We start from the raw sequence: 25,344 nt of genomic DNA, 5'->3' as shown, positions 1-25,344 counted from the left end.
CTTACCGTACCTTCAGCGTTGCTAGGCCAATCAGCACCAGCATCAACGAAATAATCCAGAAGCGCACAATCACGCGCGGTTCCGGCCAGCCCTTAAGTTCATAATGATGATGAATCGGTGCCATGCGGAAAATCCGCTGCCCGCGCAACTTAAAGGACCCGACTTGCAAAATCACCGACAGCGTTTCGACTACGAAGACACCGCCCATAATCACTAACAAAAACTCCTGACGCAGCAGGACCGCGATAGTCCCCAGCGCGCCGCCCAGCGCCAGCGACCCTACGTCACCCATGAAGACCTGCGCCGGATAGGTGTTAAACCACAAGAACCCAAGCCCTGCGCCCACAATCGCGGTGCAGACGATCACCAGTTCACTGGCATGACGGATATACGGAATGTGCAGATAACCAGCAAAATTCATGTTCCCCGTTGCCCATGCCACCAGCGCAAAGCCAGCGGCAACAAACACGGTCGGCATGATTGCCAAGCCATCCAGACCATCGGTCAGGTTTACCGCATTACTGGTGCCGACAATCACAAAGTAGGCCAGCGCAACATAGAGCAGGCCCAGTTGCGGCATCACGTCTTTGAAAAACGGCACAACCAGCTGCGTGGCTGGCGTATCTTTACCGATGGAATACATGGTGAAAGCCACCACGAGCGCAATCACCGACTGCCAGAAATATTTCCAGCGGGCAATCAACCCCTTGGTATCCTTACGGACCACTTTGCGGTAATCATCGACAAAGCCGACCGCGCCATAGCCCGCTAACACCAGCAGTACGCACCAGACATACGGGTTAGACAGATTTGCCCACATCAAAACGGAAACGATAATCGCCACCAGGATCATCACGCCGCCCATCGTCGGGGTTCCGCGCTTACTGAAATGCGATTCTGGCCCTTCGTTACGCACAACCTGCCCGATCTGCAAACGCTGCAGCCAAGCGATCATATGCGGTCCCATCCATAGGGAAATAACCAATGCGGTCAGCAGGCTGACAATGGCGCGGAACGTCAAATAAGAAAAGACGTTAAAACCGGTATAAAGTTTGGCCAAATGTTCGGCCAGCCATACTAACATTGCGCATTCTCCTGTAATGCATGTACAACCTGCTCCATCGCAGCACTGCGTGAGCCTTTAACCAATACGCTGATGACGTTATGTTCTGACATCAGCACCCTCAAACGTGAAACCAGCGCGGCTTTATCCTGAAAATGCTCACCATTGCCACTGGCAGTGCCGATCAATTCACTCAATGTTCCCACACTTAATACGCGATCAATGCCTGCAACACGCGCCGCTTCGCCCACTTGACGATGGCACTCAGGGGCTTCATCACCCAGTTCGCCCATATCACCAACGACCATCACGCGGTAGCCCGGCATCTCCGCCAGCACCTGTGCCGCCGCCGTCATTGAGCCGACATTCGCGTTGTAGCTGTCATCCAGCAGCAGTTTGCCTTCAGACAATGCAACCGGAAACAGCCGCCCCGGCACCGCCTGAAGCTGAGATAATCCGGCTTTAACGGCTTCCAGCGTCGCGCCGACGGACATCGCCAGTGAAGCCGCCGCCAGTGCGTTCGAGATGTTATGACGACCCGGTAAAGGCAGCAGAACCTGCGTTTCACCAAACGGTGTATGCAGCGTGAAGCGCGTGCCTTGCGCCAAAACATCTACGTCGCTGGCAAAAAAATCGATATCGCAAGCAGCCTGCGGTGAGAAACGCCAGACGGTTTTATGATTCAGCATGACCTGCCAGTGCGGGAAATCGTTGCTGTCTGCATTCACGATCGCTACGCCGTCTGCTGGCAAACCAGAAAAAATCTCACCTTTCGCCTGCGCCACGCCGGCCAGTGAACCAAAACCTTCAAGATGCGCAGCAGCTAGGTTGTTGACCAACGCGCTTTCCGGCCGCACCAGATCGGTGGTATAGGCAATCTCACCAATGTGATTCGCCCCCAGCTCAATCACCGCAAACTGGTGTTCCGCCGTCAGACGCAGCAGCGTTAGCGGCACACCGATATCGTTGTTGAAGTTACCGGCGGTATACAACACGGAGCCGCACTGGCGCAGAATCGCCGCCGTCATCTCTTTCACTGAGGTTTTACCAGAAGAACCTGTCAACGCGACAACACGCGCCGTTGATTGCTGACGAACCCAGGCACCTAATTGGCCCAACGCCAGACGCGTATCGCTCACCAGCAGCTGCGGCACATCGATATGTAAGCGCTTACTGACTAACAAAGCCGCCGCACCGCCTTTCACTGCATCAGCAGCGTAATCGTGTGCATCGAATTTCTCGCCTTTCAGCGCGACAAACAAGCCGCCGGACGTCAACTTACGCGTATCGGTTGAAACATCTTCAATATCAATATTTTCGCCAATCAGCTGCGCATTCAGCACTGTGGCGAGCTGCTGCAAGGAGACGCGAATCATGCAATCACCCCCAGCAGGCGGGCAACGGTGATGCGATCAGAATAATCAAGACGCTGATTGCCCACCAGTTGGTAATCTTCGTGCCCTTTACCCGCAACCAGCACCACGTCATTTTCCTGCGCCTGCATGATCGCGCTGGTAACCGCTTCAGCACGCCCGTGAATGACCTGAACGCGCCCGGCATCCAGCAATCCGGAGAGAATATCGACAACAATGGCCTGAGGCTCTTCGCTACGCGGGTTATCATCGGTAACCACAACGCGGTCAGCCAGTTGTTCTGCGATACCGCCCATAAGTGGGCGCTTACCTTTATCACGATCGCCACCACAGCCAAACACACACCAGAGTTTCCCCTGACAGTGCAAGCGAGCAGCTTCAAGCGCTTTTTCCAGCGCGTCTGGCGTGTGGGCGTAATCCACAACGACCGTTGGTTTTGCTTCCGCATGGAAAACCTCCATGCGGCCACATACGGGTTGCAGATGAGAGCCCGCAATGACCAATTTGTCGAGCGGATAACCGAGAGACAGCAGCGTTGCCAGCGCCAGCAGCATATTGCTGACGTTAAACGCGCCCATCAGACGGCTTTCAATTTCGCCATGCCCCCAGCTTGAATCAAACGCGATCGTGGCACCATTGTCGTGATAATCAATCTGTGTCGCTTTCAGCCAGCGCCCACGGCAGCCGGGGACCAGATTGTTCTCCATAGTGACAGCAACCGCATCCGGCAGCTTCGCCAACCAGCGCAGCCCAACCTCATCATCAGCGTTGATAATCATCTGCCCGACGCTATGCTCGGCGAACAGCGCCCATTTGGCCGCTTCGTAGCTTTCCATATCGCCATGATAATCAAGATGATCGCGGCTCAGGTTAGTGAACACCGCCGCCGCGAACGGCAACGCAGCCACACGATGCTGCACCAGACCGTGCGAGGACACTTCCATTGCGGCGAACGTCGCACCTTGCTCTACCAACTGGCTCAACACCTGCTGAACATCGACAGCAGACCCCGTCGTATTCTCTGTCGGAATCGCCCGACCCAATAGGCCATTGCCTACCGTGCCCATCACCGCACTCGTTTCGCCTAATGCCTGGCTCCACTGTGCCAGAAGCTGAGTCGTCGTCGTTTTTCCGTTGGTTCCCGTTACGCCAATCAGCTGTAACTTTTCCGCAGGCTGCTGATAAAAACGGCCTGCCAGCGCAGAAAGCCGCTGGTTCAGATTGCTGAGATACACCACTGGCACACCGTGCATTTCGCGAACGGTGCCATCAGCGGCTTCACCTTCTGCTTCGGCAACAATCGCTGCTACGCCTTGCGCAATTGCCTGCGGAATATAGCGCCGTCCATCTGCTTTGTGCCCGACAATCGCGACAAACAGATCCCCGGCAGCCGCAACGCGGCTGTCTAATGTCATTTCCCGCAGCGCGCACGCCGGAGTGTCTTGCACCCACGGCGCAAGTAAATCGCGCAAATTACGATCTGCCACCTGATCCCTCTTCTCTATTAATTACAAAATCGTTTTTGTCGCCCGTCGGCAAGGCATCCGGTTCGATATTCATCGTACGCAAAACGCCGCCCATGATGGCGCCAAAGATTGGCGCAGAAACCGCGCCGCCGTAGTACTTCCCTGCCTGCGGATCGTTAATCACAACAACCAGAGCAAAGCGTGGGTTACTGGCTGGTGCCACACCCGCCGTGTAGGCAATATATTTGTTGATGTATTTGCCATCTGGGCCAACTTTCTTGGCCGTACCGGTTTTAATCGCGATGCGGTAACCTTTGATGGCCGCCTTGGTACCGCCGCCGCCGGGTAGCGCCACGCTTTCCATCATGTGCACCACGGAACGCACCAGCGCCTCAGGAAAAACACGTTCACCTGGAACGGGTGGATCAACTCGGGTAATCGACAGTGGACGATAAATGCCAAAACTGCCGATCGTGGCGTAGACTCGCGCTAACTGTAACGGTGTTACCATTAGCCCGTAGCCGAAAGAGAAGGTGGCCCTCTCTATGTCAGACCACCGTTGTTTTTGAGGGTATAAGCCACTGCTTTCTCCGACCAACCCCAAATTGGTCGCTTTTCCTAATCCAAAGCGCGCGTAAGTATCTACTAGCGCAGAGGAAGGCATCGCTAACGCCAGCTTGGACACGCCAACGTTACTCGACTTCTGAAGCACACCCGTCAGCGTCAATTCGCTATAACGCGCCACGTCTTTGATCTCATGGCCATTGACGTAATACGGCAGGGTGCTGAGTACACTGTTTTCTTTCACGACTCCGCGCTGTAGCGCCGTCATTACCACCATCGGTTTAACGGTAGAGCCGGGTTCGAAAATGTCGGTAATCGCGCGGTTACGCATAATGTCTTGCGGCGTACCCGCCAAATTGTTCGGGTTATAAGACGGGCTATTCGCCATTGCCAGCACTTCGCCCGTATTCACATCGACCAGTACGGCCGTTCCTGACTCAGCTTTGTTAAAAGCAACGGCGTTATTGAGTTCACGGTAAACCAGCGCCTGCAAACGCTCATCAATACTGAGCGCCAGATTGTGTGCAGCCTGGCTGTCAACGGAGGAGATATCTTCAATCACACGGCCAAACCGGTCTTTACGCACGGTTCGTTCACCGGGTTGCCCGGTCAGCCAGCGGTCAAAACTTTTCTCAACGCCTTCAATACCCTGTCCATCGATATTGGTGAAGCCAATGAGGTGAGAGGTCACTTGTCCAGAAGGATAATACCGGCGAGATTCCTGCCGCAGATTAATGCCCGGCAGCTTCAGCTTATGGATATATTCACCAATAGCTGGGTTCACCTGACGAGCCAGATAAACGAAGCGACCTTTAGGGTTAGCGTTGATCTTGGTTGCCAACTGATCCAACGGAATATCAAGCGCATCGGACAGTGCTTTCCAGCGCGTATCCAACGTAATACCACCACGATCGTTCACTTCTTTCGGATCAGCCCAGACGGCATTTACCGGCACGCTGACGGCCAAAGGACGGCCAGCGCGATCGCTTATCATGCCGCGTGCCGTTGGCACTTCCTGTACGCGCAGAGAACGCATATCCCCTTCGCGCACCAGTTTGTCTGGGTTGATGACCTGAAGATAAGCCGCACGCGCCATCAAACCAACCATCGCAAGCAGGATACAGCCGCAAAGCAACGCAAAACGCCAGCTAACAAAGCTGGCTTGATCTTCCTGGCGCTTTAACTTTCCTGTACGGGCTGCTTTCATGCTTAGCTGGTTGCCTATTTAGTTCATTGCTTAACCACAATGTTTTCCTGTGACGGATCAACGTGCCCCATTTGCAGTTTTTCCGTCGCGATCCGCTCCACGCGGCTATGATCCCCTAGTGAGTTTTCCTCCAGGATCAGGTTTCTCCATTCGATATCCAACGCATCACGCTCCAGCAGAAGCTGCTCGCGTTCTGCCGTCAGCAGGCGCGTCTTATGCGCCGTTGTAACCACAAAGACCGCAGAAACCAGCACGGCAACCATCAGCAACACCGGGAGCTTTGCATGACGCAGCAAATCCTCACCGATGACGCCAACCAGAGTATGCCGCTCGTTACCGATCACGCTGGCAGTCTCTCAGCGAAGCGCAGAACTGAACTGCGCGCGCGTGGGTTTTCCGCCACTTCTGCTTCCGAAGGCATCAGTTTCTTGCCAACAGCTTTTAACGTCTGCCCGCCCTGGCTGCGCAACTGTTCTTCCGTTAACGGCAGGCCAGCTGGTACCTGTGGCCCACGGCTCTGATGGCGAATAAACCGTTTCACAATCCGATCTTCTAACGAGTGGAAGCTGATCACCGACAGACGCCCCTGCGGAGCCAGTACGCTCAATGCACCTTCTAGTGCACGTTCGATCTCTTCCAGTTCGCTATTAATATAAATGCGGATCGCCTGAAAACTGCGCGTTGCCGGATGTTTATGTTTTTCCCGAAACGGACTAGCGGCAGCGATCAATTCGGCGAGTTCTTTCGTCCGCGTCATCGGATCGAGACGATTACGTTCCACAATGGCGCGAGCAATACGCTTGGCAAAACGCTCTTCGCCGAAAGTTTTCAAGACCCAGACAATATCGTCAGCTTCCGCTTTCATCAGCCATTCAGCAGCGGACAAGCCACGCGTCGGATCCATACGCATATCCAGCGGGCCATCGCGCATAAAGGAGAACCCACGTTCAGGGTCATCAAGCTGAGGAGAAGAAACGCCAAGATCGAGCAGAACGCCATCGATCTTTCCGGTCAGTCCGAGTTCCGCAACATACTCCGCCATCGCGGAAAACGGCCCGTGAATAATAGAGAAACGAGGATCGTCAATCGCTTTGGCAGCTTCAATTGCCTGAGGATCGCGATCGATAGCTAACAGACGTCCTTCCGGCCCCAGTTGGGAAAGAATCAGACGAGAATGGCCACCACGGCCAAATGTGCCGTCGATGTATATGCCGCCGCTGCGAATGTTCAGGCCATTTACTGCCTCATCCAACAGGACGGTGGTATGTTTATAATTTTCCAGCATGGCTATAGCGATAGGTCCTGCAACCGCTCAGACAAAGGTTCCTGAGTCGATTGTTCAGCGTCAATATCATCCCTGACCTGTTGATACCAAGTCTGTTCATCCCACAGTTCAAACTTGTTGAACTGCCCGACTAGCATCACTTCTTTTTTGAGGTCCGCATGCTGCCTTAACGTATTCGCAATCAACAAACGCCCTGCACTATCCATTTGGCACTCGCTGGCATGCCCCAATAACAAACGCTGAACACGACGTTCAGCAGGGTTCATGCTCGACAAGCGCGACAATTTTTGTTCAATAATTTCCCATTCAGGTAGGGGATAAAGCAGCAGGCATGGCTGATGCAAGTCAATGGTGCAAACCATTTGACCTTGCGATTCCCCGTTCAGCATTTCCCGATATCGGGTAGGCACAGCAAGGCGCCCTTTACTGTCGAGGTTAACCAGCGTAGCTCCACGAAACATACCTGAGTTACCCCTCCATAACCTTTTTCACCACTTTACCCCACAAAACCCCACCTTTAAGAGTGTACGGAGGGTATGAAAACCTTGTCAAGCCAGAGCTGGCGCGCTTTGGGATTATTCCTGAATGAATTGGGGCCGTAATAGAGGCAAAAGGAATAAGGAGTCAGAATTAACAAAGATTAACATCATGATAATTTGAGATAAATTCATGGCGGAACGAGAACATTGCAAACATATAGCCACCAACTCCGGTATATCGATTATTTTTATTGTCACAAGCTGATACCAAAGACAGCGGTTTTCAGAATAGTCTTACCAAGCCAAACACCTTGAATACCAAGGCCTACACAAGTCCGCAGCATCATACCGTAGCTGTTAACATCTGCTCAATGTCACATTTTTAACATCAACATCGCCAATTCCTCATTAATCAGCTGATTTACGTGAATTGATACCCCTACTGACGAATGCGGTTTCCTGAAAAGAAAGCAGGTTCAGGAAACGTGCCGAATAAATTAAGCATCCCTCATCCTCAAAGACGTATTAAAAATGGGGCACCACAAGCAACCCTGTTTTATCGGTCATCTACTCACTTCCTTTAATGCTTTAACGCAATTCCCTCTCACGCAGAAAGGCCTTTCACTAAAAAACCATAACGAATTGTTTTTTAATAATTTTAAATCCCTCATCGCGATAAAAAAACGGGAAAGTTACCGGACAGACATAAAGTAGCGGGAAAGTATAAAAAACACTCACAAATAAATATTTTTACCTAGTACAAAGCCAATCATGCAGTGATGTAAACTACACAAATAAAATAAGGCATGACAAAAAACCATACCAAACCATTACACCAGTTTATCCGCCCTAAGAATGGAGCAACCAGGAATGTTTTCCCCGACGTCACGATTGCGAAGTGCCACCGCAGATACCTTTGCGCTCGTTGTCTATTGTTTCATCACCGGCATGGCGATAGAAATCATGCTTTCCGGTATGAGCGTTGAACAATCGCTGTCTTCACGCTTGTTATCTATCCCCGTCAATATTGCCATTGCCTGGCCGTATGGGCTTTACCGTGATCGCGTGTTGAATATGGCCAGACGTCACGGTGGTGAACATTTCCTGGTGCGCAGCGTTGCCGATCTGTTTGCCTATGTCAGTTTCCAATCGCCGGTTTACGCCATCATTCTCTGGTCTATCGGGGCGAATCCTGCGCAAATCCTGACCGCAGTGACCAGTAATTTGGTGGTGTCGATGGTGACGGGCGTGATATATGGCTACTTTCTGGAATATTGCCGTCGGCTATTCCGGGTCGCTTTGCCGTAAAAGTGAATTGAGGCTGGGTAAGGAAGAAGCGCCATAGCAATCTATGGCGCAAAAAAGCAGGTAGAGATTACGCGCGGCTCAAAGAACCACGACGATACAGATTACGCCGGATACGATTCAAACCAGGTTTCGGTCTTTTCGGTTCATCCAGACTAGCCAACACCAACTCCAGTACGCGTTCCGCGACTTCACGATGGCGCTGAGCGACAGACAATACCGGGCACTCCAGATAATCCAACAGCTCATTGTCCCCAAAGGTCGCGATAGCCAGATTATTCGGCAAACGTCCGTTGATCCTCAGGTTAACATCCATCACCCCCTGCAATAACGGGAATGAGGTGGTGAATAACGCTTCGGGCATAGGATTATCTTTCAAATAATCCATAAACGCAGCAGCGGAAGCCACACGTTCATAGCTATTGGAATAAAGGTAATTCACTTCGCGCGGATCGCCCGCCCACGCCTGACGGAACCCCTGCTCACGCAAGAAACTGACGGAAAGCTCAGGCAAGGCACCAAGATAAAGTACCGATTTCGCGGGCATTTTCCTTAATTCTTGCGCCAGCATTTCAGCATCTTCAAGATCGGCTCCCACCACGCTGGTGAAGTGCTCACGATCTAACGCCCTGTCTAACGCAATAATCGGCAGACTGCCGTTTATCCAACGTTGATAAAACGGGTGTTCCGGCGGTAATGCGGTAGAAACAATAATCGCGTCGACCTGGCGCTGCAACAGATGCTCAATACACCGCATCTCGTTGTCTGGCTGATCTTCTGAACACGCAATTAATAGCTGGTATCCGCGCTGTCTGGCCTGACGCTCCAGATAATTAGCGATGCGCGTATAGCTGGTATTTTCCAAATCGGGAATAACCAAACCAATTGAACGCGTACGCCCGGCACGTAATCCAGCCGCGACGGCGTTGGGATGATAATTGTGCTCCCTGACGACAGCCATGACTTTCTCAACGGTCTTATCGCTGACGCGATATTGTTTTGCTTTCCCGTTAATGACATAGCTGGCTGTCGTGCGTGAAACACCCGCAAGACGCGCGATTTCATCCAGTTTCACGGTAACCCCTTAGTAGGCCGGAAAATAAGTAGGCCGGCTCAATAAATAGTGTGATGACCATAAAATCATCATGGATATGGCGTAGATCTAACAGCAGAAGCTTTTGTACGGCAACTGCTTTTATCACGTTACCCACATATTTCAAGCTGCCATATCAATAATGGATGTCTTTTAAGCTGAATATATTGTGTCTATATAAGATAAGGGAAATAAAAAGGCCCGATACGATTATCGGGCCTCTTAAAAGAAAAAGCAGCGAAAAGTCGATTAACGCATGATTTTATCGCCGCGCGATACGCCGACGATACCAGAACGCGCCACTTCAACAATTTCGGACACTTCACGTACGGCACTGAGGAACGCATCCAGTTTATCGCTGGTACCAGCAAGCTGTACGGTATAAAGCGAAGCGGTAACATCCACGATCTGGCCGCGGAAAATATCGGCGCAGCGTTTCACTTCTTCACGACCATAGCCTGTAGCCTGTAGCTTCACCAGCATGATCTCACGCTCAACGTGTGACCCCTGCCCCAGTTCACTGACGCGCAGGACATCCACCAGCTTGTGCAGTTGCTTTTCGATCTGCTCCAGCACTTTCTCATCGCCTACGGTCTGGATAGTCATACGAGATAGCGTTGGGTCTTCGGTTGGTGCCACCGTCAGACTTTCGATATTGTAGCCGCGCTGGGAAAACAGGCCGACGACACGTGACAAGGCGCCTGATTCATTCTCAAGTAATACTGATAAAATCCGCCGCATGATCAGGTCCTCTCCGTTTTGCTCAACCACATTTCATCCATCGCCCCGCCGCGAATCTGCATGGGGTAAACATGCTCGCTGCTGTCGATATTGATATCAACAAACACCAGACGATCTTTCTGCGCCAGCGCTTGCAACAGCTTGCTTTCCAGTTCGTCCGGCGTATCGATAGAAATCCCGACGTGACCGTACGCTTCAGCCAGCTTGACGAAATCCGGTAATGATTCCATGTAAGAACTGGAATGGCGGCCAGAGTAGATCATATCCTGCCACTGCTTCACCATACCGAGGAAACGGTTGTTCAGGTTAATGACCACCACCGGCAGATCATATTGCAGCGCCGTAGAAAGCTCCTGAATATTCATCTGAATACTGCCGTCGCCCGTTACGCAAATCACCGTTTCTTCCGGCAGCGCAAGTTTGATGCCCAATGCTGCTGGCAGGCCAAAGCCCATCGTACCCAATCCACCAGAGTTCACCCAGCGGCGCGGTAAATCGAAAGGATAATACAGCGCGGCGAACATCTGGTGCTGGCCGACGTCCGATGCCACATAGGCTTTACCTTCGGTCAGTCGGTGTAGCGTTTCAATCACCGCCTGCGGTTTAATCTTGTCGCTGTCAGTGCTGTATTTCAGACAGTGACGCCCACGCCACTGTTCGATACCCTGCCACCAGTCGCGCAGCGCATCAAACTGCTGCTGTGCGCCATCTTGCGCCAGCAACTCCAGCATCAGGCTTAATACCTGTTTGGCATCGCCAACGATAGGAACATCGGCATTGACCGTTTTGGAAATCGACGCAGGATCGATATCAATATGCAATACCGTCGCATTCGGACAGTACTTCGCCAGATTGTTCGTCGTACGGTCGTCGAAGCGCACCCCGACGGCGAAAATCACATCGGCGTTATGCATAGCCATGTTGGCTTCATACGTCCCGTGCATCCCCAGCATACCGAGGCATTGACGGTGCGTGCCAGGAAAGCCGCCCAGCCCCATCAGCGAGGTTGTCACTGGAAGGTTCAGTTTTTCGGCCAGCGTCAGCAGTTCTTCGTGGCACTCTGCGTTAATCACGCCGCCACCGCTGTAGATAATCGGCTTTTCTGCCGCCAGCAGGGTTTGCAGCGCACGACGAATCTGCCCTTTGTGCCCTTGAACCGTCGGGCTATAGGAACGCATGCTGATGCTTTCGGGATAAACGTACGGCAGCTTATTCGCCGGATTCATAACGTCTTTCGGCAGATCGACCACTACAGGACCCGGACGTCCGGTTGATGCCAGATAAAACGCTTTTTTCAGGATCGTCGGGACATCTTCCGCTTTCTTGACCAGAAAACTGTGCTTCACGATCGGGCGAGAGATCCCCACCATGTCGCATTCCTGGAAGGAATCGTAGCCAATCAACGAAGTCGCAACCTGACCGGACAACACCACCATAGGAATGGAGTCCATATAGGCAGTAGCGATACCGGTAATGGCATTGGTCGCACCGGGACCAGACGTGACCAGCACAACGCCGACCTCACCCGTCGCGCGCGTATAGCCATCCGCCATATGTACCGCACCTTGCTCATGCCGCACCAAAATATGCTCGATACCGCCAACCGTATGCAGGGCGTCGTAAATATCCAACACCGCACCGCCCGGATAACCGAACACATGTTTTACGCCCTGATCGATCAACGATCGGACCACCATTTCGGCGCCTGACAACATCTCCATGGGTCTGCCTCTTTTGTTCAGAAAGCGGAATCCGCTTCTGTATTGATCGGGAGAAATCCCCGTGCTCACATTGTATTAATACTGTTAACTTTTAGTACAAGAATACGAAATATTATAGGGATTACTGATAACCCATTAACATAACGCCAGATTATGACGCAGACAAACGGCAAAAAACCACCGCCCTTAATCGTGCCTAGGGGAAATCAAACGTGAGGGAAAAAGGAACTGAGATAAAATACTAACTGGGAACCTTCAGACCTGAGAGATCGTCCATAAAGGCCACAAATTACAGAGTGAAATATTGAGGCCGAAAACCACATTTCTTTTCAGGAAACGCGCTTCTCGGCCTACGACATCATCAAGACTCTGCGTACATCGCATCAATTTCCAACTGGTAACGCTGGTTGATGATCTTCCTGCGCAGCTTGAGCGTTGGCGTCAGCTCCCCTTCCGCCATCGAAAACGGCACTGGCAACAGCGTGAATTTCTTCACCTGCTCCACGCGGGAAAGCTCTTTCTGCATCTCCCGCAAACGCTGTTCGAACAGCTCAATAATATGGCTGTGGCGCAGCAGTTCCAGACGATCGTGGTACTTCAGATTGATGGAGTGAGCGTATTCTTCCAATGCTTCGAAGCAGGGAACAATCAGCGCAGACACGTACTTACGCGTGTCTGCAATAATCGCAACCTGCTCAATGAAACGATCCTGTCCCAGCGTGCCTTCCAGATGCTGCGGTGCAATATATTTACCGCCGGAGGTTTTCATCAGATCTTTCAACCGTTCGGTAATAAACAGGTTACCGTTGGCATCCAGTTCCCCCGCATCGCCGGTTTTCAGCCAGCCATCTTCGGTAAAGGTTTCTGCGGTTTCCTGCGGACGGTGGAAATAACCCCGCATGATGGTCGCACCGCGTACCTGAATCTCTTTTTCCTCGCCAATGCGGACCTCAATGCCCGGCAGCGGCGTACCAATAGAGCCCAAGCGGAAGCGACCTTCCTCCCAGCAGGAAACCGTCGCACAGGTTTCGGTCATGCCATAACCATAGATAATGCGAATCCCGATCGACCGGAAAAACAGAATGATGTTGTCATCCAGTCGCGCACCTGCGGCTGGCATAAAGCGAATCTCGCCGCCCAGCAACTGGCGCAGTTTCCCTAACACCAGACGGTCTGCATAGTGGTGCATAACGCGGCGGAAGAGACCGCCCTTCTTCGCGGTTTGGTTCGCCAGAAAAGCGTGTTGCCCCTGCGCGATAGCCCAGTTAAATAGACGCTGGCGATACCACGGCGCCTGCGCCACTTTTTCATGGATGGCGCTATACACTTTCTCATAAAAACGCGGTACGGCGCACATCACCGTCGGCTTCACCGCCTGCATCGCATCACGAACCAGATTCGTGTTGTTGAGATACACGTTCTGGGCACCACGATGCATGATGACAAAGCTCCACGCACGTTCAAATACGTGGGAAAGCGGTAAGAAACAGAGCGATACGTCGTTTTCCGACATGCTTAAACGATCGTCATGCAGCTTAAGCTGCATCGCCATGTTGGTGTAATCCAACATGACACCTTTCGGCTCGCCGGTAGTGCCAGAGGTATAGATCAGCGTAAACAGATCGTTGAGATCACGGCTGTCGATGCGCGTTTGCCATTCATCACGCCAGAAATCGTCTACGGCCTGCGCTTCAAATTCATGCAGGGATTGTGCGATGTCGCTACCGCGTAGATTAACGCCCTCGTCCATCACGATGATGTTTCGCAGTTGCGGGCACGTATCCCGCAGCGCCAGCAGCGCATCCAACTGCTCCTGACCGCCGACGAATATCGTACGGATATCCGCATCATTGATGATGAACGCTGCCTGCGACGCCGTATTCGTAGCATAGATTGGCACGCTGATAGCACGCAGGTGCAGCAGCGCCAGATCGGCCAGCGACCAGTTCATTGAGTTATGAGAGAAAATCGCAACCCGTTCCTGAACATCCAGCCCCAGCGCTAAGAGCGCGCTGGCAATGCGCTGAATGCGCTGCCCGGCCTGTGTCCAGGTGAGCTGCTGTTCGCCCGCAGGCGTCCACTCGCGCAACGTAATACGGCCTGCGCAGTGATTGATTCGATCTTGGACCCGGTGCACCACATGGTATGGCTGTAAATGATTATTCATCTGTAAAAGAATTTCTAAGGGGGAAGAATTTGACAGCGTTTCAGCGTACAGCTGTACATTATTTGGCGTGCAGTCTACCGTCATTGTTCAAAACCGCAACGATCTTTCGTTCATTCGGCGCAGGCTATCGCTGGTTTACTTGATGCATGTCACACCAATCAAAAGTTGACATAACCCTGATAATCGCGTACCAATAAAGGAACACCGAATTTTAGATGACGAGACACCATGTTCAACTTTACTGTCCTACTAGGCCTACTACTAAACGCATCCTTCTTGCGCGGTAGGTTTGTGGGCAGAGTTCAGAACTAAGTTTCTCGCCACACGATACAAAAACCCGCGCTGATGCGCGGGTTTTTTTTTACTCGCCGAGCGCCAAGTACAAGTAGACACGACAAGGAACTAAACCGATGAGCGAGCAAGTCATTATTTTCGATACCACATTACGCGATGGTGAACAGGCTTTACAGGCGAGTCTGAGTGTAAAAGAGAAGCTGCAAATTGCCTTCGCCCTGGAGCGTATGGGCGTTGATGTTATGGAAGTTGGCTTTCCTGTGTCCTCTCCCGGCGACTTTGAATCTGTTCAGACGATTGCCCGCAATATCAAAAATAGTCGTGTGTGTGGCCTGACCCGCTGCGTCGAAAAGGACATCGATGTCGCCGCAGAAGCACTGCGTGTCGCAGAAGCGTTCCGTATCCACACCTTTATCGCGACCTCACCGATGCACATCGCCACGAAGCTGCGCAGCACGCTGGATGAAGTGATCGAACGCGCCATTTACATGATCAAACGCGCACGTAACTACACAGACGACGTTGAATTTTCCTGCGAAGATGCGGGCCGTACGCCAATCCCAGATCTGTGTCGCGTGGTTGAAGCCGCCATCAATGCCGGTGCTCGCACCATCAATATTCCTGACACCGTCGGCTACACCATGCCGCATGAGTTCGGCAATATCATCGCCTCGTTGTACCAACGTGTTCCCAATATCGATAAAGCTATCATTTCCGTTCACACTCATGACGATCTGGGTCTGGCCGTCGGCAACGCCATGGCGGCGGTGCATGCAGGCGCACGTCAGGTAGAAGGCACATTGAACGGTATCGGCGAACGCGCGGGTAACTGTTCACTGGAAGAAGTCATCATGGCGATCAAAACCCGTCATGACATCCTGAATGTACACACCAACATCAATCATCAGGAAATCTACCGTACCAGCCAGTTGGTCAGTCAGATTTGCAACATGCCTATCCCTGCTAACAAAGCGGTTGTGGGTGCCAACGCCTTCGCTCACTCCTCTGGTATTCACCAGGATGGCGTGCTGAAGAACCGTGAAAACTACGAAATCATGACGCCGGAATCCATCGGTCTGAAAGAAGTCCAGTTGAACCTGACTTCCCGTTCCGGTCGCGCGGCGGTGAAACACCGCATGGAAGAGATGGGCTATCAGGACAGCGATTACAATCTGGACGATTTGTACTCTGCCTTCCTGAAACTGGCGGATAAGAAAGGTCAGGTCTTTGATTACGATTTGGAAGCGCTGGCCTTTATCAGCCGTCAGCAGGAAGAGCCTGAGTTCTACCATCTGGATTATTTCAGCGTTCAGTCCGGCTCCAGCGTGATGGCAACCGCCTCTGTCAAACTGATCTGCGGCGAAGAAACCCAGTCAGAAGCCGCGACGGGTAATGGTCCGGTGGATGCCGTTTATCAGGCGATCAACCGCATTACGGGTTATCAGGTTTCGCTGGTCAAATACCAACTGACCGCCAAAGGTCAGGGTCGTGATGCGCTGGGTCAGGTTGATATTGTCGCGGATTATCAAGGGCGTCGCTTCCACGGCGTCGGTCTGGCAACGGATATCGTTGAATCTTCCGCGCAGGCAATGGTAAATGTATTAAACAACATCAAACGTGCTCAGCAGGTAGAAAAAGAAATTCAACGTCTGCAGCAGCACAGCAACCAACAACAAAACGATAGCAAACAACAAAACAGTCAGGAAACAGTGTGATGACAAAGAGCTACCATATCGCCGTTTTACCCGGAGACGGCATTGGCCCAGAAGTAATGGCGCAGGCCCATAAAGTACTGGATGCGGTACGTCAGCGTTTTGGCATCCGCATTACCACCAGCGAATATGACGTTGGCGGTATCGCCATTGACCGTCAGGGCACACCGCTGCCGCAGGCGACCGTCGCTGGCTGTGAGCAGGCCGATGCGATTCTGTTTGGTTCCGTGGGCGGCCCGAAATGGGAACACCTGCCGCCGGCAGAGCAGCCGGAGCGCGGTGCGTTATTGCCTCTGCGTAAGCACTTCAAACTGTTCAGCAACCTGCGCCCTGCTCGTCTGTATCAGGGGCTGGAAGCGTTTTGTCCGCTGCGTAGCGACATCGCCGCGAAAGGCTTTGATATCCTGTGCGTCCGCGAACTGACGGGTGGGATCTACTTCGGCCAGCCAAAAGGTCGTGAAGGTAGCGGTCAGTATGAGCGCGCTTTCGATACCGAGGTGTATCACCGTTTCGAGATTGAGCGCATCGCCCATATCGCGTTTGAATCCGCTCGCAAACGTCGCAGCATCGTAACCTCCATCGATAAAGCCAACGTGCTGCAAAGCTCGATTCTGTGGCGCGAGATCGTCAACGAAGTCGCCAAAGCCTATCCCGATGTGAAGCTGTCCCATCTGTATATCGATAACGCGACGATGCAGTTAATTAAAGATCCGTCTCAGTTTGACGTGATGCTGTGTTCTAACCTGTTCGGTGACATTCTGTCCGACGAGTGCGCCATGATTACCGGTTCAATGGGCATGTTGCCTTCCGCAAGCCTGAACGAACAAGGCTTTGGCCTGTACGAACCGGCTGGCGGTTCCGCACCGGATATCGCTGGTAAAGATATTGCTAACCCGATTGCACAGATTCTGTCGCTGGCACTGCTGCTGCGCTACAGCCTGGGTGCGGACGATGCCGCAGAGGCGATCGAAAAAGCCGTCAATACCGCACTGGCTGAAGGCTATCGCACTGCCGATTTGGCAAGCACTGGCAGCGCGATCGGCACCAATGAAATGGGCGACGTGATTGCGCGTTTTGTCGCGCAAGGGGCATAACCATGGGTAAGACGTTATATCAAAAATTGTTCGAAGCGCACGTGGTTCATGAAGCGCCGAACGAAACGCCGCTGCTGTATATCGACAGACATCTGGTACACGAAGTGACTTCCCCACAGGCTTTCGACGGCCTGCGTGCGATGGGCCGTAAGGTTCGTCAACCGGGGAAAACCTTCGCGACCATGGACCACAACGTGTCCACGCAGACCAAAGACATCAATGCCAGTGGCGAGATGGCCCGCATCCAGATGCAGGAGTTAATCAAAAACTGTGCAGAATTCGGCGTTCAGCTGTATGACCTGAACCACCCGTATCAGGGCATCGTTCACGTTATCGGGCCTGAACAAGGGATGACGCTGCCGGGTATGACCATCGTCTGCGGTGACTCACACACGGCAACGCACGGCGCGTTTGGCTCACTGGCTTTCGGTATCGGTACGTCGGAAGTGGAACATGTGCTGGCGACGCAAACCCTGAAACAGGGTCGCGCCAAAACCATGAAGATCGAAGTTACTGGCGATGCCGCACATGGCATCACTGCGAAAGACATCGTGCTGGCGATCATCGGTAAAACCGGTAGCGCAGGCGGCACTGGTCACGTCGTTGAATTCTGCGGTACCGCTATTCGTGCGCTGAGCATGGAAGGCCGTATGACGCTGTGTAATATGGCGATTGAAATGGGCGCGAAGGCAGGTCTGGTCGCGCCGGACGAGACGACCTTCAACTACCTGAAAGGCCGTCAGTTTGCACCGAAAGATGCCAACTGGGATGCTGCCGTTGCGTACTGGAGCACGCTGAAATCCGATGATGACGCGCAGTTCGACACGATCGTCACGCTGGACGCCGCTCAGATCGCGCCGCAGGTCACCTGGGGCACCAACCCCGGGCAGGTTATCGCCGTCAATCAGGAAATCCCTAGCCCTGACTCTTTCAGCGATCCGGTAGAACGCGCCTCTGCGGCCAAAGCGCTGGCCTATATGGATCTGCAACCCGGCATTAAACTGACCGACGTGAAGATCGATAAAGTCTTCATCGGCTCCTGCACCAATTCGCGTATCGAAGATTTGCGCGCCGCGGCAGAAATCGCCAAAGGGCGCAAAGTTGCCGCTGGCGTACAGGCTATCGTCGTACCCGGCTCCGGCCCGGTAAAAACCATGGCGGAGCTGGAAGGGCTGGATAAAGTGTTCATCGAGGCGGGCTTTGAGTGGCGCTTACCGGGCTGCTCCATGTGTCTGGCAATGAACAACGACCGCCTGAACCCCGGCGAACGTTGTGCATCAACCAGCAACCGTAACTTTGAAGGCCGTCAGGGTCGCGCTGGCCGCACCCATCTGGTCAGCCCGGCAATGGCTGCGGCTGCCGCAGTGACGGGTCGCTTTGCCGACGTCCGCGAGTTGAATTAAGAGAGAAACCGACATGGCTAAATTTACTCAACACACAGGTCTGGTGGTTCCTCTGGATGCCGCTAACGTCGATACCGACGCCATCATTCCTAAGCAGTTTCTGCAAAAGGTGACGCGTACCGGTTTCGGCCAACACCTGTTCCACGACTGGCGCTTTCTGGACGATGCGGGCCAACAGCCTAACCCTGAGTTTGTGCTGAACCAGCCGCATTACAAAGGAGCGAGCATCCTGCTGGCGCGGGAAAATTTCGGCTGCGGCTCTTCTCGTGAGCACGCGCCGTGGGCGCTGACTGATTACGGCTTCAACGTCGTTATCGCTCCGAGCTTCGCCGATATTTTCTACGGTAACTCGTTTAACAACCAACTGCTGCCGGTGAAATTGAGCGACGAAGAAGTGGATGAGCTGTTCAAGCTGGTTGACGGTCAGGAAGGTATTACCTTCACGGTCGATCTGGAAAATCAGGTCGTTCAGGCTGGCAGCAAAAGCTATCCGTTCGAAATCGACAGCTTCCGTCGTCACTGCATGATCAACGGATTAGACAGCATCGGCCTGACGCTGCAACACGAAGCGTCTATTACCGAGTATGAAAAGAATCAGCCTGCCTTTCTGAACTGATTCAAGATTACAGATAGCCCGAAGCCCGCACTTTATTGCGGGCTTTTTCTTTTGGAAGAATGGGCGGATTACAACAGCGCGGCAATCAGATAGAAAGCCAACATACTCAAAAGCACCGCGCCCACAATATTTCTGATGAAGAATGAAATCACGACACTCACTATCGCGCCGAGAAAATACGGGTTATCAGGAAATGCGCGAATCACACCGTGATCCATTAAAATAATCGGCCCGCAAATCGCGGTGAGTAAACAAGGTGCTGAATACTTTAATGCACGATGGAGTAAAACCGGAATTTTTACCGGCACAGCGGGTTCGAGAAAAATATAGCGATTAAAAAACACAATCCCTGCCAGAACGAATATCAATAACCAGCTCATTTTTCTTCCTTAAGCACAGACGCAATAAACACAGAGAAAAACATGCCGCCGACGCCGGCAATAGCAATGGCGCCTTCTACCTTGAAATAGGTCAGCAGCATCGACAACAGCAGGGAGAACAGAACGCCAGAAAAGGTGCTGATTTTCTTTATCATCGGTACCACAATGGTGATGAACGTGGCAACGATAGAATAATCAAGATGATACTTATCCAAATCGGGCACAGATGACGCCATGACCACGCCAAGAATACTGAAGATATTCCAAAAAATATAAAAGGTGAAACCCGCACCGATTAAATAGCTGGTACTCAAGTTGTTCTTTCTGTCTTTCTTTTCACTGAGTGCAAAAAGCTCGTCTGATAATAAAAATCCGATAGGCAGCCGCTTTCTTAATTTCAACGTTGAAACATATTCGCGTAACGTCAGGCCATATATCAGGTGCTGTGCGGTGATAAAAAAAACGGAGATTAATAGCGTCGCGACATTCACCCCAGACATGAGCAACCCGAGTGAGACGAGCTGCGCCGCCCCCGCGAAAATAATCGCCGACATCCCGATACTTTGTCCGACAGATAATCCCGACTGGATAGCCATAGAGCCAGCCAGAATGCCCCAGGGCACCACGGACAAACAGAGCGGAAGCATTTCAACCACGCCGGTCATAAAATGCTTCCACGGACTAACGGTGTCTTTTGATTCAGATGATGAACGGGCTACGGTGTTTTCCATATAACATTGCACTACCATAAAAAATCGATAGCGGAAAACTAACAAAACGTTGTTTAAGAGTATTGGATGAATTTGCTGCGCCCCAGAATAGGGGTCGAGTATAACTACAGATTGCCTTTAGCAAACTCGCCCGGCGTCAGACCCAAAGAATTTTTGAAATGACGGTGGAAGTGGCTCTGATCGGTAAAACCACACGATACGGAGACATCAAGGATAGCACTGCCTTTACGCAATAGTGTCTTAGCCTTGCGCAGGCGAGCCTGAATCAAGTAGGCGTGAGGCGTAATCCCCACCACCGCTTTAAACTGTCGTAAGAAGTGCCACACACTGAGTTCAGCCAGCGCGGCCAATTCAACGAGAGCCAGTTCTCTCTCAGGATTGCTGTCCATAAACGCTTTAACGTTCAATATGTTTTGGGTCGCAACGGGCAGCATCTGTGGCGTCAGGCGCGTCTTGCTGTAGCGCATCGTCAGCCAGGTTAATGACGACAACAGCAGCGTTTCTTTCAAGAGCATATTGCCCGGCTGAGCGAGCATATTGAACGTCATGAGCAGCTGATCCGCCAGTCCGGGATCGTGAACAACGGCGTCGGGAAACCACGGAATGGAATCCTTTGAGCGTTGAAGATCCTGATTAATCGAGCGAAAAAGATCGGGATGCGGATAAATGGCGCGATAGGCCCAGCCAGTTTCTACCTCGGAACTCCCCGTGTGTACATCGTCCGCGTTCACCAGAATGATGTCGCCTTTGGGCGCAACGTGCTCTGCGCCGGAGCGATAAAAACGCTGAGCCCCCTGCTCAATCACACTGATGCAATACGTATCATGCACATGACGAGGAAAACGCTGCTGGTAGTACTGCGCCTGCAACATATCCAGACCACCTAATGCCTCCAGGTGTCTGAAGTGTGTTTGCTCTTGCACTACCGGCTTTTTATGCACGCGTTAATCCTCTTATCATTTGTACAAAATTGCTCTGGCGGAAGCGCCATGTGCATCCTTCTTTATCGCCAGAAACAGCGTACCTGTTCACTGATTCTATCAGAAGCGGATTCACATCCCCATGCTCGAAAAAACAACGAAAAAAAGCCAGCGACAAAGCCGCTGGCCATTGATGATTCCTGTCTTTTACCGCTCTTGTCTTTTACCCACCGGGTTACATCAGATGAAATCGGGACACGCCAAGATTCAACCGTTCGGCCTGCTGCTCGAGCGATGCGGCAGACGAGGAAGCCTCTAGCACCAGCGTCGCGTTTTGTTGCGTAACCCGATCCATTTCTGATATCGCTAACGACACCTGATTGATACCACTGCTCTGTTCATCAGACGCCAGCGCGATCTCATTCATGATGCGGGTGACGTTATTAATTTCAGCCACAATCTCGGCCATCGCTTTACCCGCTTCGGATGCCAGCGTCGTTCCCTCTGTCACTCTGGCTTCGGATTCTTTAATCAGTGCGGCAATTTCCGTCGCGGCGTTAGCCGAGCGCTGTGCCAGATTACGCACTTCTCCCGCAACTACCGCAAATCCTTTACCCTGCTCGCCCGCTCTCGCGGCTTCAACCGCCGCATTCAGTGCCAGAATATTGGTCTGAAATGCAATCCCGTTAATGAGCGCGATAATCTCAGAAATTTTGTCTGAACTCTTGGCGATATCCGCCATAGACCCCACAACCTGTTCAACAATGCTGCCACCGTTCACCGCTTTGGATGAGGTCTCCGTCGCCACAACGCTTGCATGGTGTGCATTATCGGTATTCTGCTTCACCGCAGCCGTGAGCTGTTCCATGCTGGCCGCAGTTTCCGCCAACGCCGCAGCCTGCTGCTCTGTTCGTGCAGACAAATCCGTATTACCGACGGCAATTTTCGTCGAACTGCGGTGAATCGACTCTGCACTGTCGCGTACCGAGCCAACCGTTTCGGAGAGCGAATCCTGCATTTGCTGGATGTTGTTCCCCAAAATACCGATTTCATTCCGTCCGACATCCACACTCGTGCGTGTTAAATCTCCGTGCGCGATTGCCTGTATGCGTGACACCCAATACTGCACTGGGTTAATAATGACCCGACGAATTAATAAGAACGTCATGCCCGTTAATACGATCGCCAGAATAAAGGCGCCTATCATGAGCGTATAGCCCAGAGTGGAATTCCTTTCCGCCGTCACATTAATATTTTTCGCCATCTCAACCCGATAAAGATAAGACGCCTTCAACGGCACATCATACTCATCGTCCAATTTAGACAGGGTCGTCGACTCAAATGCATTCAGTTCTTCAACATTGCCCTTCTTCGCGATGTCAAACATGGGTTTAATACCGCGTTCAACATAATCGCCATAGCGCGCTTTTAATTCATTATCGCGGGCGAGTTCAACATCAGAACGAACCGACCTATTTTGATACCCATTAAACATTTGCTGAGACATCGACAAACGTTCTTCTGCCGCTTTCATACTCGCATTGTAGTTATCAGTAAGACCATTACGTAAGTGATTCACAGCATGTAGCAAATTCATACGCGCTGCACGCATATGATTAGCACTATCAACAAGTTCCATTCGAACATTCAATTCCAGCGTCGAACTATTTAACGACTGTTCAGCCTGCTTAAGGAAATAGGACGATGTGGAAACTGCCAAAGCAAAAAGAAGTAAAACACCAGAAAAAACAATGATGAAAAGGGGCGTCAGTTTGATGTTGTGTACGCCAGGTGCAGCGTGCCAGGGTTCTGGTTTTTCGTAAATCGCTATTGACTGATAAGGAACATCGCTCATTTTTACATCCGTCGAGTTATTCAAAAAATTGCTGTGAAGTAAATTGCTGGTAAGCAAGAAAAAATAAAACGCTGCTGCATGTTACATAATATTTAAAGGTTGTGACAATGTGCGTTAAACACAAGATAAAAAACAGGGGACTATAAAGAATAATTTTATCCATAGGACCGCCATCACAAAAAAACCGCCTATAATTTCAACGAAAATAGTTTCCAAGAAAAACAATTTAGAATGAAAACAATTACACTAAATTAGTGAATTATTTTAGTCATTATTCTTACATTAATATTAATTATAAGAGAAAAAATAAATTAACGGAGTCATTCTTTTTTATTGAAAATAAACACGCTTTAACATTCAACATTACTGATTGATTATTTCGTCATCCTGAATATAAAAGCATCACGCTACGACACGCTCAGGTTAATGTTCACCGATGATCCCCATGCTTCGGCACGTTGTCGCCCATCTGAACCGGTGGAATAACCTGCCATAAACATGCCCGACGTCTTTCTCTGCTGCATGTTTCTTCTCCAGTCTTCTTCTTCGATTTGCTTTTGCGAAGCCGCGCGCAGGCCGATCACGCCGTTTAATCGCCAGCGAAATAAGCGGGTATATTTCATTCTCGATCAATACCAGCGTTGACAACCGTCAACAGATAAATTTACCATGGCCCTACATAGCGATGAAAAAACATCCAAATAAGCATATTCAGGCAGCCATTGAATACGCACTAGCGCAAGGCTGGCGTTTTTATCCCAGCAGCGGACATGCATTTGGCAGGCTTATCTGTGGCACGCCGGATCACAGTACCCATATGATGAGCATTTGGTCCACGCCATCAGTCCCGGAAAATCACGCAAAGCAAATCCGCCGCAACGTCGATAGCTGTCAGGCAATACTGAAACAATAGAAGACACATACGGCTTACCGAGGAATTTATGACAACGTATCACTTTTCTCTCACGCTATCGGGCGTTTCCGCAGACACCGCAGGACTGGAAGATGCGCTTTTTGCCAGCGGCTGCGACGATGCCTTGATCTGCTTCTATGGCAGTGCCGTCTATCTCGAGTTTGATCGAGAAAGCCCTAGTTTTTCTAAAGCAGTCATTAGCGCTATTCATGATATTGAATCCGCGAGCATCAAGGCCAAAGTCCACTCCGTGGATGCAGCCTGGGTTGGAATCAGTGACATCGCAGCATTATCCGCGCTGTCGCGTCAGGCTATTGCGCTTCTCAAAGATGGAAAACGTGGTGCGGGGGATTTCCCCTCCCCGGTCCAGCGCTTACGCGGTACATCGCCGCTGTGGGAGTGGAGCGATGTCGCCGACTGGCTGGCCAAACAAAAAAAAATACCCCAAGAGTTAGCCGATAACGCCCGAGAGCTTGCCACGATTAACCTGGCCTTACAGATACGCAATGCACGCCAGCAGGACGAATTGGCACGTTATTGTGCACTGCTCAGCGAAGGCAAGCCGTTACGCGAACAAATCATCACGTGAACAACGCCGCGGATACCTCCCGACCATGCAAACCATCCGCAGCAGACAAAGCTAGCGGCAGGTAAACACCATAAAAAAAGCCAGCGAAAAATTCGCTGGCTGGTGAAATGTCACCATTACTCAGAATACATTGTTTTATTCAGAATACATTGTTTCGCACTACCTAGAGCCAATGACGGTACTCGTCGTCAGACATGTCTTTCAGGTGCCACTGCGTCGCCTGCTGCAATAATGCAATGCGCTGTTGGGTAGACATCCACCGAAACCACTTCGCTTTACAGGTCGCTAAGTAAGTTCGATAGAACTGGTACAAACTGGAAATCGCCATAAGCCACCTCCTCTCTTTCCTTGTTGCAAAGTATCGACGTAATAT

24 protein-coding genes are annotated in these 25,344 nt (G+C 51.6%); 7 read left to right on the top strand and 17 right to left on the bottom strand.

Features of this window, described 5'->3' with window-relative positions; all coding sequences use genetic code 11:
• Nucleotide 1: 1 nt before the first annotated feature.
• Genes mraY through mraZ form a run of 7 tightly spaced genes read right to left on the bottom strand, consistent with a single transcriptional unit; the run spans nt 2 to nt 7,419 of the window.
• Complete coding sequence (mraY, locus tag QWJ20_RS13435) at nt 2-1,084, bottom strand: phospho-N-acetylmuramoyl-pentapeptide-transferase (protein ID WP_010298023.1); 1,083 nt, start codon at nt 1,082-1,084, stop codon at nt 2-4.
• Nucleotides 1,078-2,439 (bottom strand): UDP-N-acetylmuramoyl-tripeptide--D-alanyl-D-alanine ligase, encoded by a 1,362-nt coding sequence (gene murF, locus QWJ20_RS13430; RefSeq protein ID WP_433992728.1) that lies wholly within the window; start codon nt 2,437-2,439, stop codon nt 1,078-1,080. Before murF ends, mraY begins: the two co-directional genes overlap by 7 nt.
• Complete coding sequence (murE, locus tag QWJ20_RS13425; RefSeq protein WP_433992727.1) at nt 2,436-3,923, bottom strand: UDP-N-acetylmuramoyl-L-alanyl-D-glutamate--2,6-diaminopimelate ligase; 1,488 nt, start codon at nt 3,921-3,923, stop codon at nt 2,436-2,438. The genes murF and murE overlap by 4 nt, the downstream gene beginning before the upstream one ends.
• Nucleotides 3,910-5,673 (bottom strand): peptidoglycan glycosyltransferase FtsI, encoded by a 1,764-nt coding sequence (locus QWJ20_RS13420; protein ID WP_095992905.1) that lies wholly within the window; start codon nt 5,671-5,673, stop codon nt 3,910-3,912. Before QWJ20_RS13420 ends, murE begins: the two co-directional genes overlap by 14 nt.
• A gap of 23 nt (nt 5,674-5,696) precedes the next feature.
• A complete protein-coding gene (gene ftsL, locus QWJ20_RS13415; protein ID WP_039278301.1) occupies nt 5,697-6,017 on the bottom strand; it encodes a cell division protein FtsL in 321 nt (106 codons plus the stop codon).
• Entirely contained in the window at nt 6,014-6,958 is a 945-nt protein-coding gene (gene rsmH, locus QWJ20_RS13410) for a 16S rRNA (cytosine(1402)-N(4))-methyltransferase RsmH (protein ID WP_095700617.1), read from the bottom strand. Before rsmH ends, ftsL begins: the two co-directional genes overlap by 4 nt.
• Before the next feature lie 2 nt (nt 6,959-6,960).
• Nucleotides 6,961-7,419, bottom strand: coding sequence for a division/cell wall cluster transcriptional repressor MraZ (gene mraZ / locus QWJ20_RS13405; RefSeq protein WP_010298042.1), 459 nt, complete (start codon nt 7,417-7,419; stop codon nt 6,961-6,963).
• Between the two features lie 888 nt (nt 7,420-8,307).
• Here mraZ and QWJ20_RS13400 point away from each other — a divergent pair.
• Nucleotides 8,308-8,745 carry an L-alanine exporter AlaE gene (locus QWJ20_RS13400; RefSeq protein WP_231051755.1) on the top strand — a complete coding sequence of 146 codons (438 nt, stop codon included), beginning with the start codon at nt 8,308-8,310 and terminating at the stop codon, nt 8,743-8,745.
• A gap of 67 nt (nt 8,746-8,812) precedes the next feature.
• Here QWJ20_RS13400 and cra read toward each other — a convergent pair whose 3' ends face one another.
• The 4 genes from cra to QWJ20_RS13380 all read right to left on the bottom strand — a co-directional run bounded on the left by cra (nt 8,813) and on the right by QWJ20_RS13380 (nt 14,464).
• Nucleotides 8,813-9,817, bottom strand: a complete 1,005-nt coding sequence (gene cra / locus QWJ20_RS13395; protein ID WP_095700618.1) for a catabolite repressor/activator — start codon at nt 9,815-9,817, stop codon at nt 8,813-8,815.
• A gap of 267 nt (nt 9,818-10,084) precedes the next feature.
• Nucleotides 10,085-10,576, bottom strand: a complete 492-nt coding sequence (ilvN, locus tag QWJ20_RS13390) for an acetolactate synthase small subunit (RefSeq protein WP_095700619.1) — start codon at nt 10,574-10,576, stop codon at nt 10,085-10,087.
• A 2-nt stretch (nt 10,577-10,578) separates the two neighbouring features.
• Nucleotides 10,579-12,297, bottom strand: coding sequence for an acetolactate synthase 3 large subunit (gene ilvI, locus QWJ20_RS13385; protein WP_039483468.1), 1,719 nt, complete (start codon nt 12,295-12,297; stop codon nt 10,579-10,581).
• Between the two features lie 361 nt (nt 12,298-12,658).
• Nucleotides 12,659-14,464, bottom strand: a complete 1,806-nt coding sequence (locus QWJ20_RS13380) for an AMP-dependent synthetase/ligase (RefSeq protein ID WP_224073109.1) — start codon at nt 14,462-14,464, stop codon at nt 12,659-12,661.
• Between the two features lie 410 nt (nt 14,465-14,874).
• Here QWJ20_RS13380 and leuA point away from each other — a divergent pair, with 410 nt between their 5' ends.
• From leuA to leuD, 4 genes are read left to right on the top strand one after another with little or no spacing between them, the layout of a single operon-like run.
• On the top strand, nt 14,875-16,473 hold the full coding sequence (leuA, locus tag QWJ20_RS13375; RefSeq protein WP_039483465.1) for a 2-isopropylmalate synthase: 1,599 nt from the start codon (nt 14,875-14,877) through the stop codon (nt 16,471-16,473).
• Nucleotides 16,473-17,564: a 3-isopropylmalate dehydrogenase gene (gene leuB, locus QWJ20_RS13370; RefSeq protein WP_010298064.1), complete on the top strand. Its 1,092-nt coding sequence runs from the start codon at nt 16,473-16,475 to the stop codon at nt 17,562-17,564. The genes leuA and leuB overlap by 1 nt, the downstream gene beginning before the upstream one ends.
• Before the next feature lie 2 nt (nt 17,565-17,566).
• Complete coding sequence (gene leuC, locus QWJ20_RS13365) at nt 17,567-18,967, top strand: 3-isopropylmalate dehydratase large subunit (protein WP_103861880.1); 1,401 nt, start codon at nt 17,567-17,569, stop codon at nt 18,965-18,967.
• Between the two features lie 13 nt (nt 18,968-18,980).
• On the top strand, nt 18,981-19,583 hold the full coding sequence (gene leuD, locus QWJ20_RS13360; protein ID WP_095992907.1) for a 3-isopropylmalate dehydratase small subunit: 603 nt from the start codon (nt 18,981-18,983) through the stop codon (nt 19,581-19,583).
• Nucleotides 19,584-19,651: 68 nt separating this feature from the next.
• Here leuD and QWJ20_RS13355 read toward each other — a convergent pair whose 3' ends face one another.
• The 5 genes from QWJ20_RS13355 to QWJ20_RS13335 all read right to left on the bottom strand — a co-directional run bounded on the left by QWJ20_RS13355 (nt 19,652) and on the right by QWJ20_RS13335 (nt 24,092).
• A complete protein-coding gene (locus tag QWJ20_RS13355; protein WP_039501490.1) occupies nt 19,652-19,963 on the bottom strand; it encodes an AzlD domain-containing protein in 312 nt (103 codons plus the stop codon).
• Nucleotides 19,960-20,694 carry an AzlC family ABC transporter permease gene (locus QWJ20_RS13350; RefSeq protein WP_433992726.1) on the bottom strand — a complete coding sequence of 245 codons (735 nt, stop codon included), beginning with the start codon at nt 20,692-20,694 and terminating at the stop codon, nt 19,960-19,962. Before QWJ20_RS13350 ends, QWJ20_RS13355 begins: the two co-directional genes overlap by 4 nt.
• Before the next feature lie 104 nt (nt 20,695-20,798).
• Nucleotides 20,799-21,635, bottom strand: a complete 837-nt coding sequence (locus QWJ20_RS13345; RefSeq protein WP_433992725.1) for an AraC family transcriptional regulator — start codon at nt 21,633-21,635, stop codon at nt 20,799-20,801.
• Nucleotides 21,636-21,849: 214 nt separating this feature from the next.
• Nucleotides 21,850-23,469, bottom strand: coding sequence for a methyl-accepting chemotaxis protein (locus QWJ20_RS13340; RefSeq protein ID WP_174864986.1), 1,620 nt, complete (start codon nt 23,467-23,469; stop codon nt 21,850-21,852).
• Nucleotides 23,470-23,876: 407 nt separating this feature from the next.
• Nucleotides 23,877-24,092, bottom strand: coding sequence for a hypothetical protein (locus QWJ20_RS13335; protein ID WP_174864987.1), 216 nt, complete (start codon nt 24,090-24,092; stop codon nt 23,877-23,879).
• Nucleotides 24,093-24,154: 62 nt separating this feature from the next.
• Between QWJ20_RS13335 and QWJ20_RS13330 the strand changes: the two genes are divergently transcribed.
• Nucleotides 24,155-24,382: a hypothetical protein gene (locus QWJ20_RS13330; RefSeq protein WP_095700629.1), complete on the top strand. Its 228-nt coding sequence runs from the start codon at nt 24,155-24,157 to the stop codon at nt 24,380-24,382.
• Between the two features lie 28 nt (nt 24,383-24,410).
• Nucleotides 24,411-24,971 (top strand): helix-turn-helix transcriptional regulator, encoded by a 561-nt coding sequence (locus QWJ20_RS13325; RefSeq protein WP_174869461.1) that lies wholly within the window; start codon nt 24,411-24,413, stop codon nt 24,969-24,971.
• Between the two features lie 163 nt (nt 24,972-25,134).
• On the opposite strand, the gene sgrT is transcribed toward QWJ20_RS13325, so the two are convergent.
• A complete protein-coding gene (gene sgrT / locus QWJ20_RS13320; protein WP_249682411.1) occupies nt 25,135-25,299 on the bottom strand; it encodes a glucose uptake inhibitor SgrT in 165 nt (54 codons plus the stop codon).
• Nucleotides 25,300-25,344 lie beyond the last annotated feature (45 nt).

The organism is Pectobacterium sp. S5 (genome assembly GCF_051707265.1).
Lineage (GTDB): Bacteria > Pseudomonadota > Gammaproteobacteria > Enterobacterales > Enterobacteriaceae > Pectobacterium > Pectobacterium polare.
Note: the sequence above shows the minus strand (reverse complement) of the source record. Positions and strands in the feature narration are given on the sequence as shown.

Excerpts from the sequence above, each read along its gene's own strand:
- mraY (WP_010298023.1), bottom strand. The coding sequence starts at position 1,084 with ATGTTAGTATGGCTGGCCGAACATTTGGCCAAACTTTATACCGGTTTT.
- murF (WP_433992728.1), bottom strand. The coding sequence starts at position 2,439 with ATGATTCGCGTCTCCTTGCAGCAGCTCGCCACAGTGCTGAATGCGCAG.
- QWJ20_RS13420 (WP_095992905.1), bottom strand. The coding sequence starts at position 5,673 with ATGAAAGCAGCCCGTACAGGAAAGTTAAAGCGCCAGGAAGATCAAGCC.
- rsmH (WP_095700617.1), bottom strand. The coding sequence starts at position 6,958 with ATGCTGGAAAATTATAAACATACCACCGTCCTGTTGGATGAGGCAGTA.
- mraZ (WP_010298042.1), bottom strand. The coding sequence starts at position 7,419 with ATGTTTCGTGGAGCTACGCTGGTTAACCTCGACAGTAAAGGGCGCCTT.
- QWJ20_RS13400 (WP_231051755.1), top strand. The coding sequence starts at position 8,308 with ATGTTTTCCCCGACGTCACGATTGCGAAGTGCCACCGCAGATACCTTT.
- ilvN (WP_095700619.1), bottom strand. The coding sequence starts at position 10,576 with ATGCGGCGGATTTTATCAGTATTACTTGAGAATGAATCAGGCGCCTTG.
- ilvI (WP_039483468.1), bottom strand. The coding sequence starts at position 12,297 with ATGGAGATGTTGTCAGGCGCCGAAATGGTGGTCCGATCGTTGATCGAT.
- QWJ20_RS13380 (WP_224073109.1), bottom strand. The coding sequence starts at position 14,464 with ATGAATAATCATTTACAGCCATACCATGTGGTGCACCGGGTCCAAGAT.
- leuA (WP_039483465.1), top strand. The coding sequence starts at position 14,875 with ATGAGCGAGCAAGTCATTATTTTCGATACCACATTACGCGATGGTGAA.
- leuB (WP_010298064.1), top strand. The coding sequence starts at position 16,473 with ATGACAAAGAGCTACCATATCGCCGTTTTACCCGGAGACGGCATTGGC.
- leuC (WP_103861880.1), top strand. The coding sequence starts at position 17,567 with ATGGGTAAGACGTTATATCAAAAATTGTTCGAAGCGCACGTGGTTCAT.
- leuD (WP_095992907.1), top strand. The coding sequence starts at position 18,981 with ATGGCTAAATTTACTCAACACACAGGTCTGGTGGTTCCTCTGGATGCC.
- QWJ20_RS13355 (WP_039501490.1), bottom strand. The coding sequence starts at position 19,963 with ATGAGCTGGTTATTGATATTCGTTCTGGCAGGGATTGTGTTTTTTAAT.
- QWJ20_RS13350 (WP_433992726.1), bottom strand. The coding sequence starts at position 20,694 with ATGGAAAACACCGTAGCCCGTTCATCATCTGAATCAAAAGACACCGTT.
- QWJ20_RS13340 (WP_174864986.1), bottom strand. The coding sequence starts at position 23,469 with ATGAGCGATGTTCCTTATCAGTCAATAGCGATTTACGAAAAACCAGAA.
- QWJ20_RS13335 (WP_174864987.1), bottom strand. The coding sequence starts at position 24,092 with ATGAAATATACCCGCTTATTTCGCTGGCGATTAAACGGCGTGATCGGC.
- QWJ20_RS13330 (WP_095700629.1), top strand. The coding sequence starts at position 24,155 with ATGAAAAAACATCCAAATAAGCATATTCAGGCAGCCATTGAATACGCA.
- QWJ20_RS13325 (WP_174869461.1), top strand. The coding sequence starts at position 24,411 with ATGACAACGTATCACTTTTCTCTCACGCTATCGGGCGTTTCCGCAGAC.
- sgrT (WP_249682411.1), bottom strand. The coding sequence starts at position 25,299 with ATGGCGATTTCCAGTTTGTACCAGTTCTATCGAACTTACTTAGCGACC.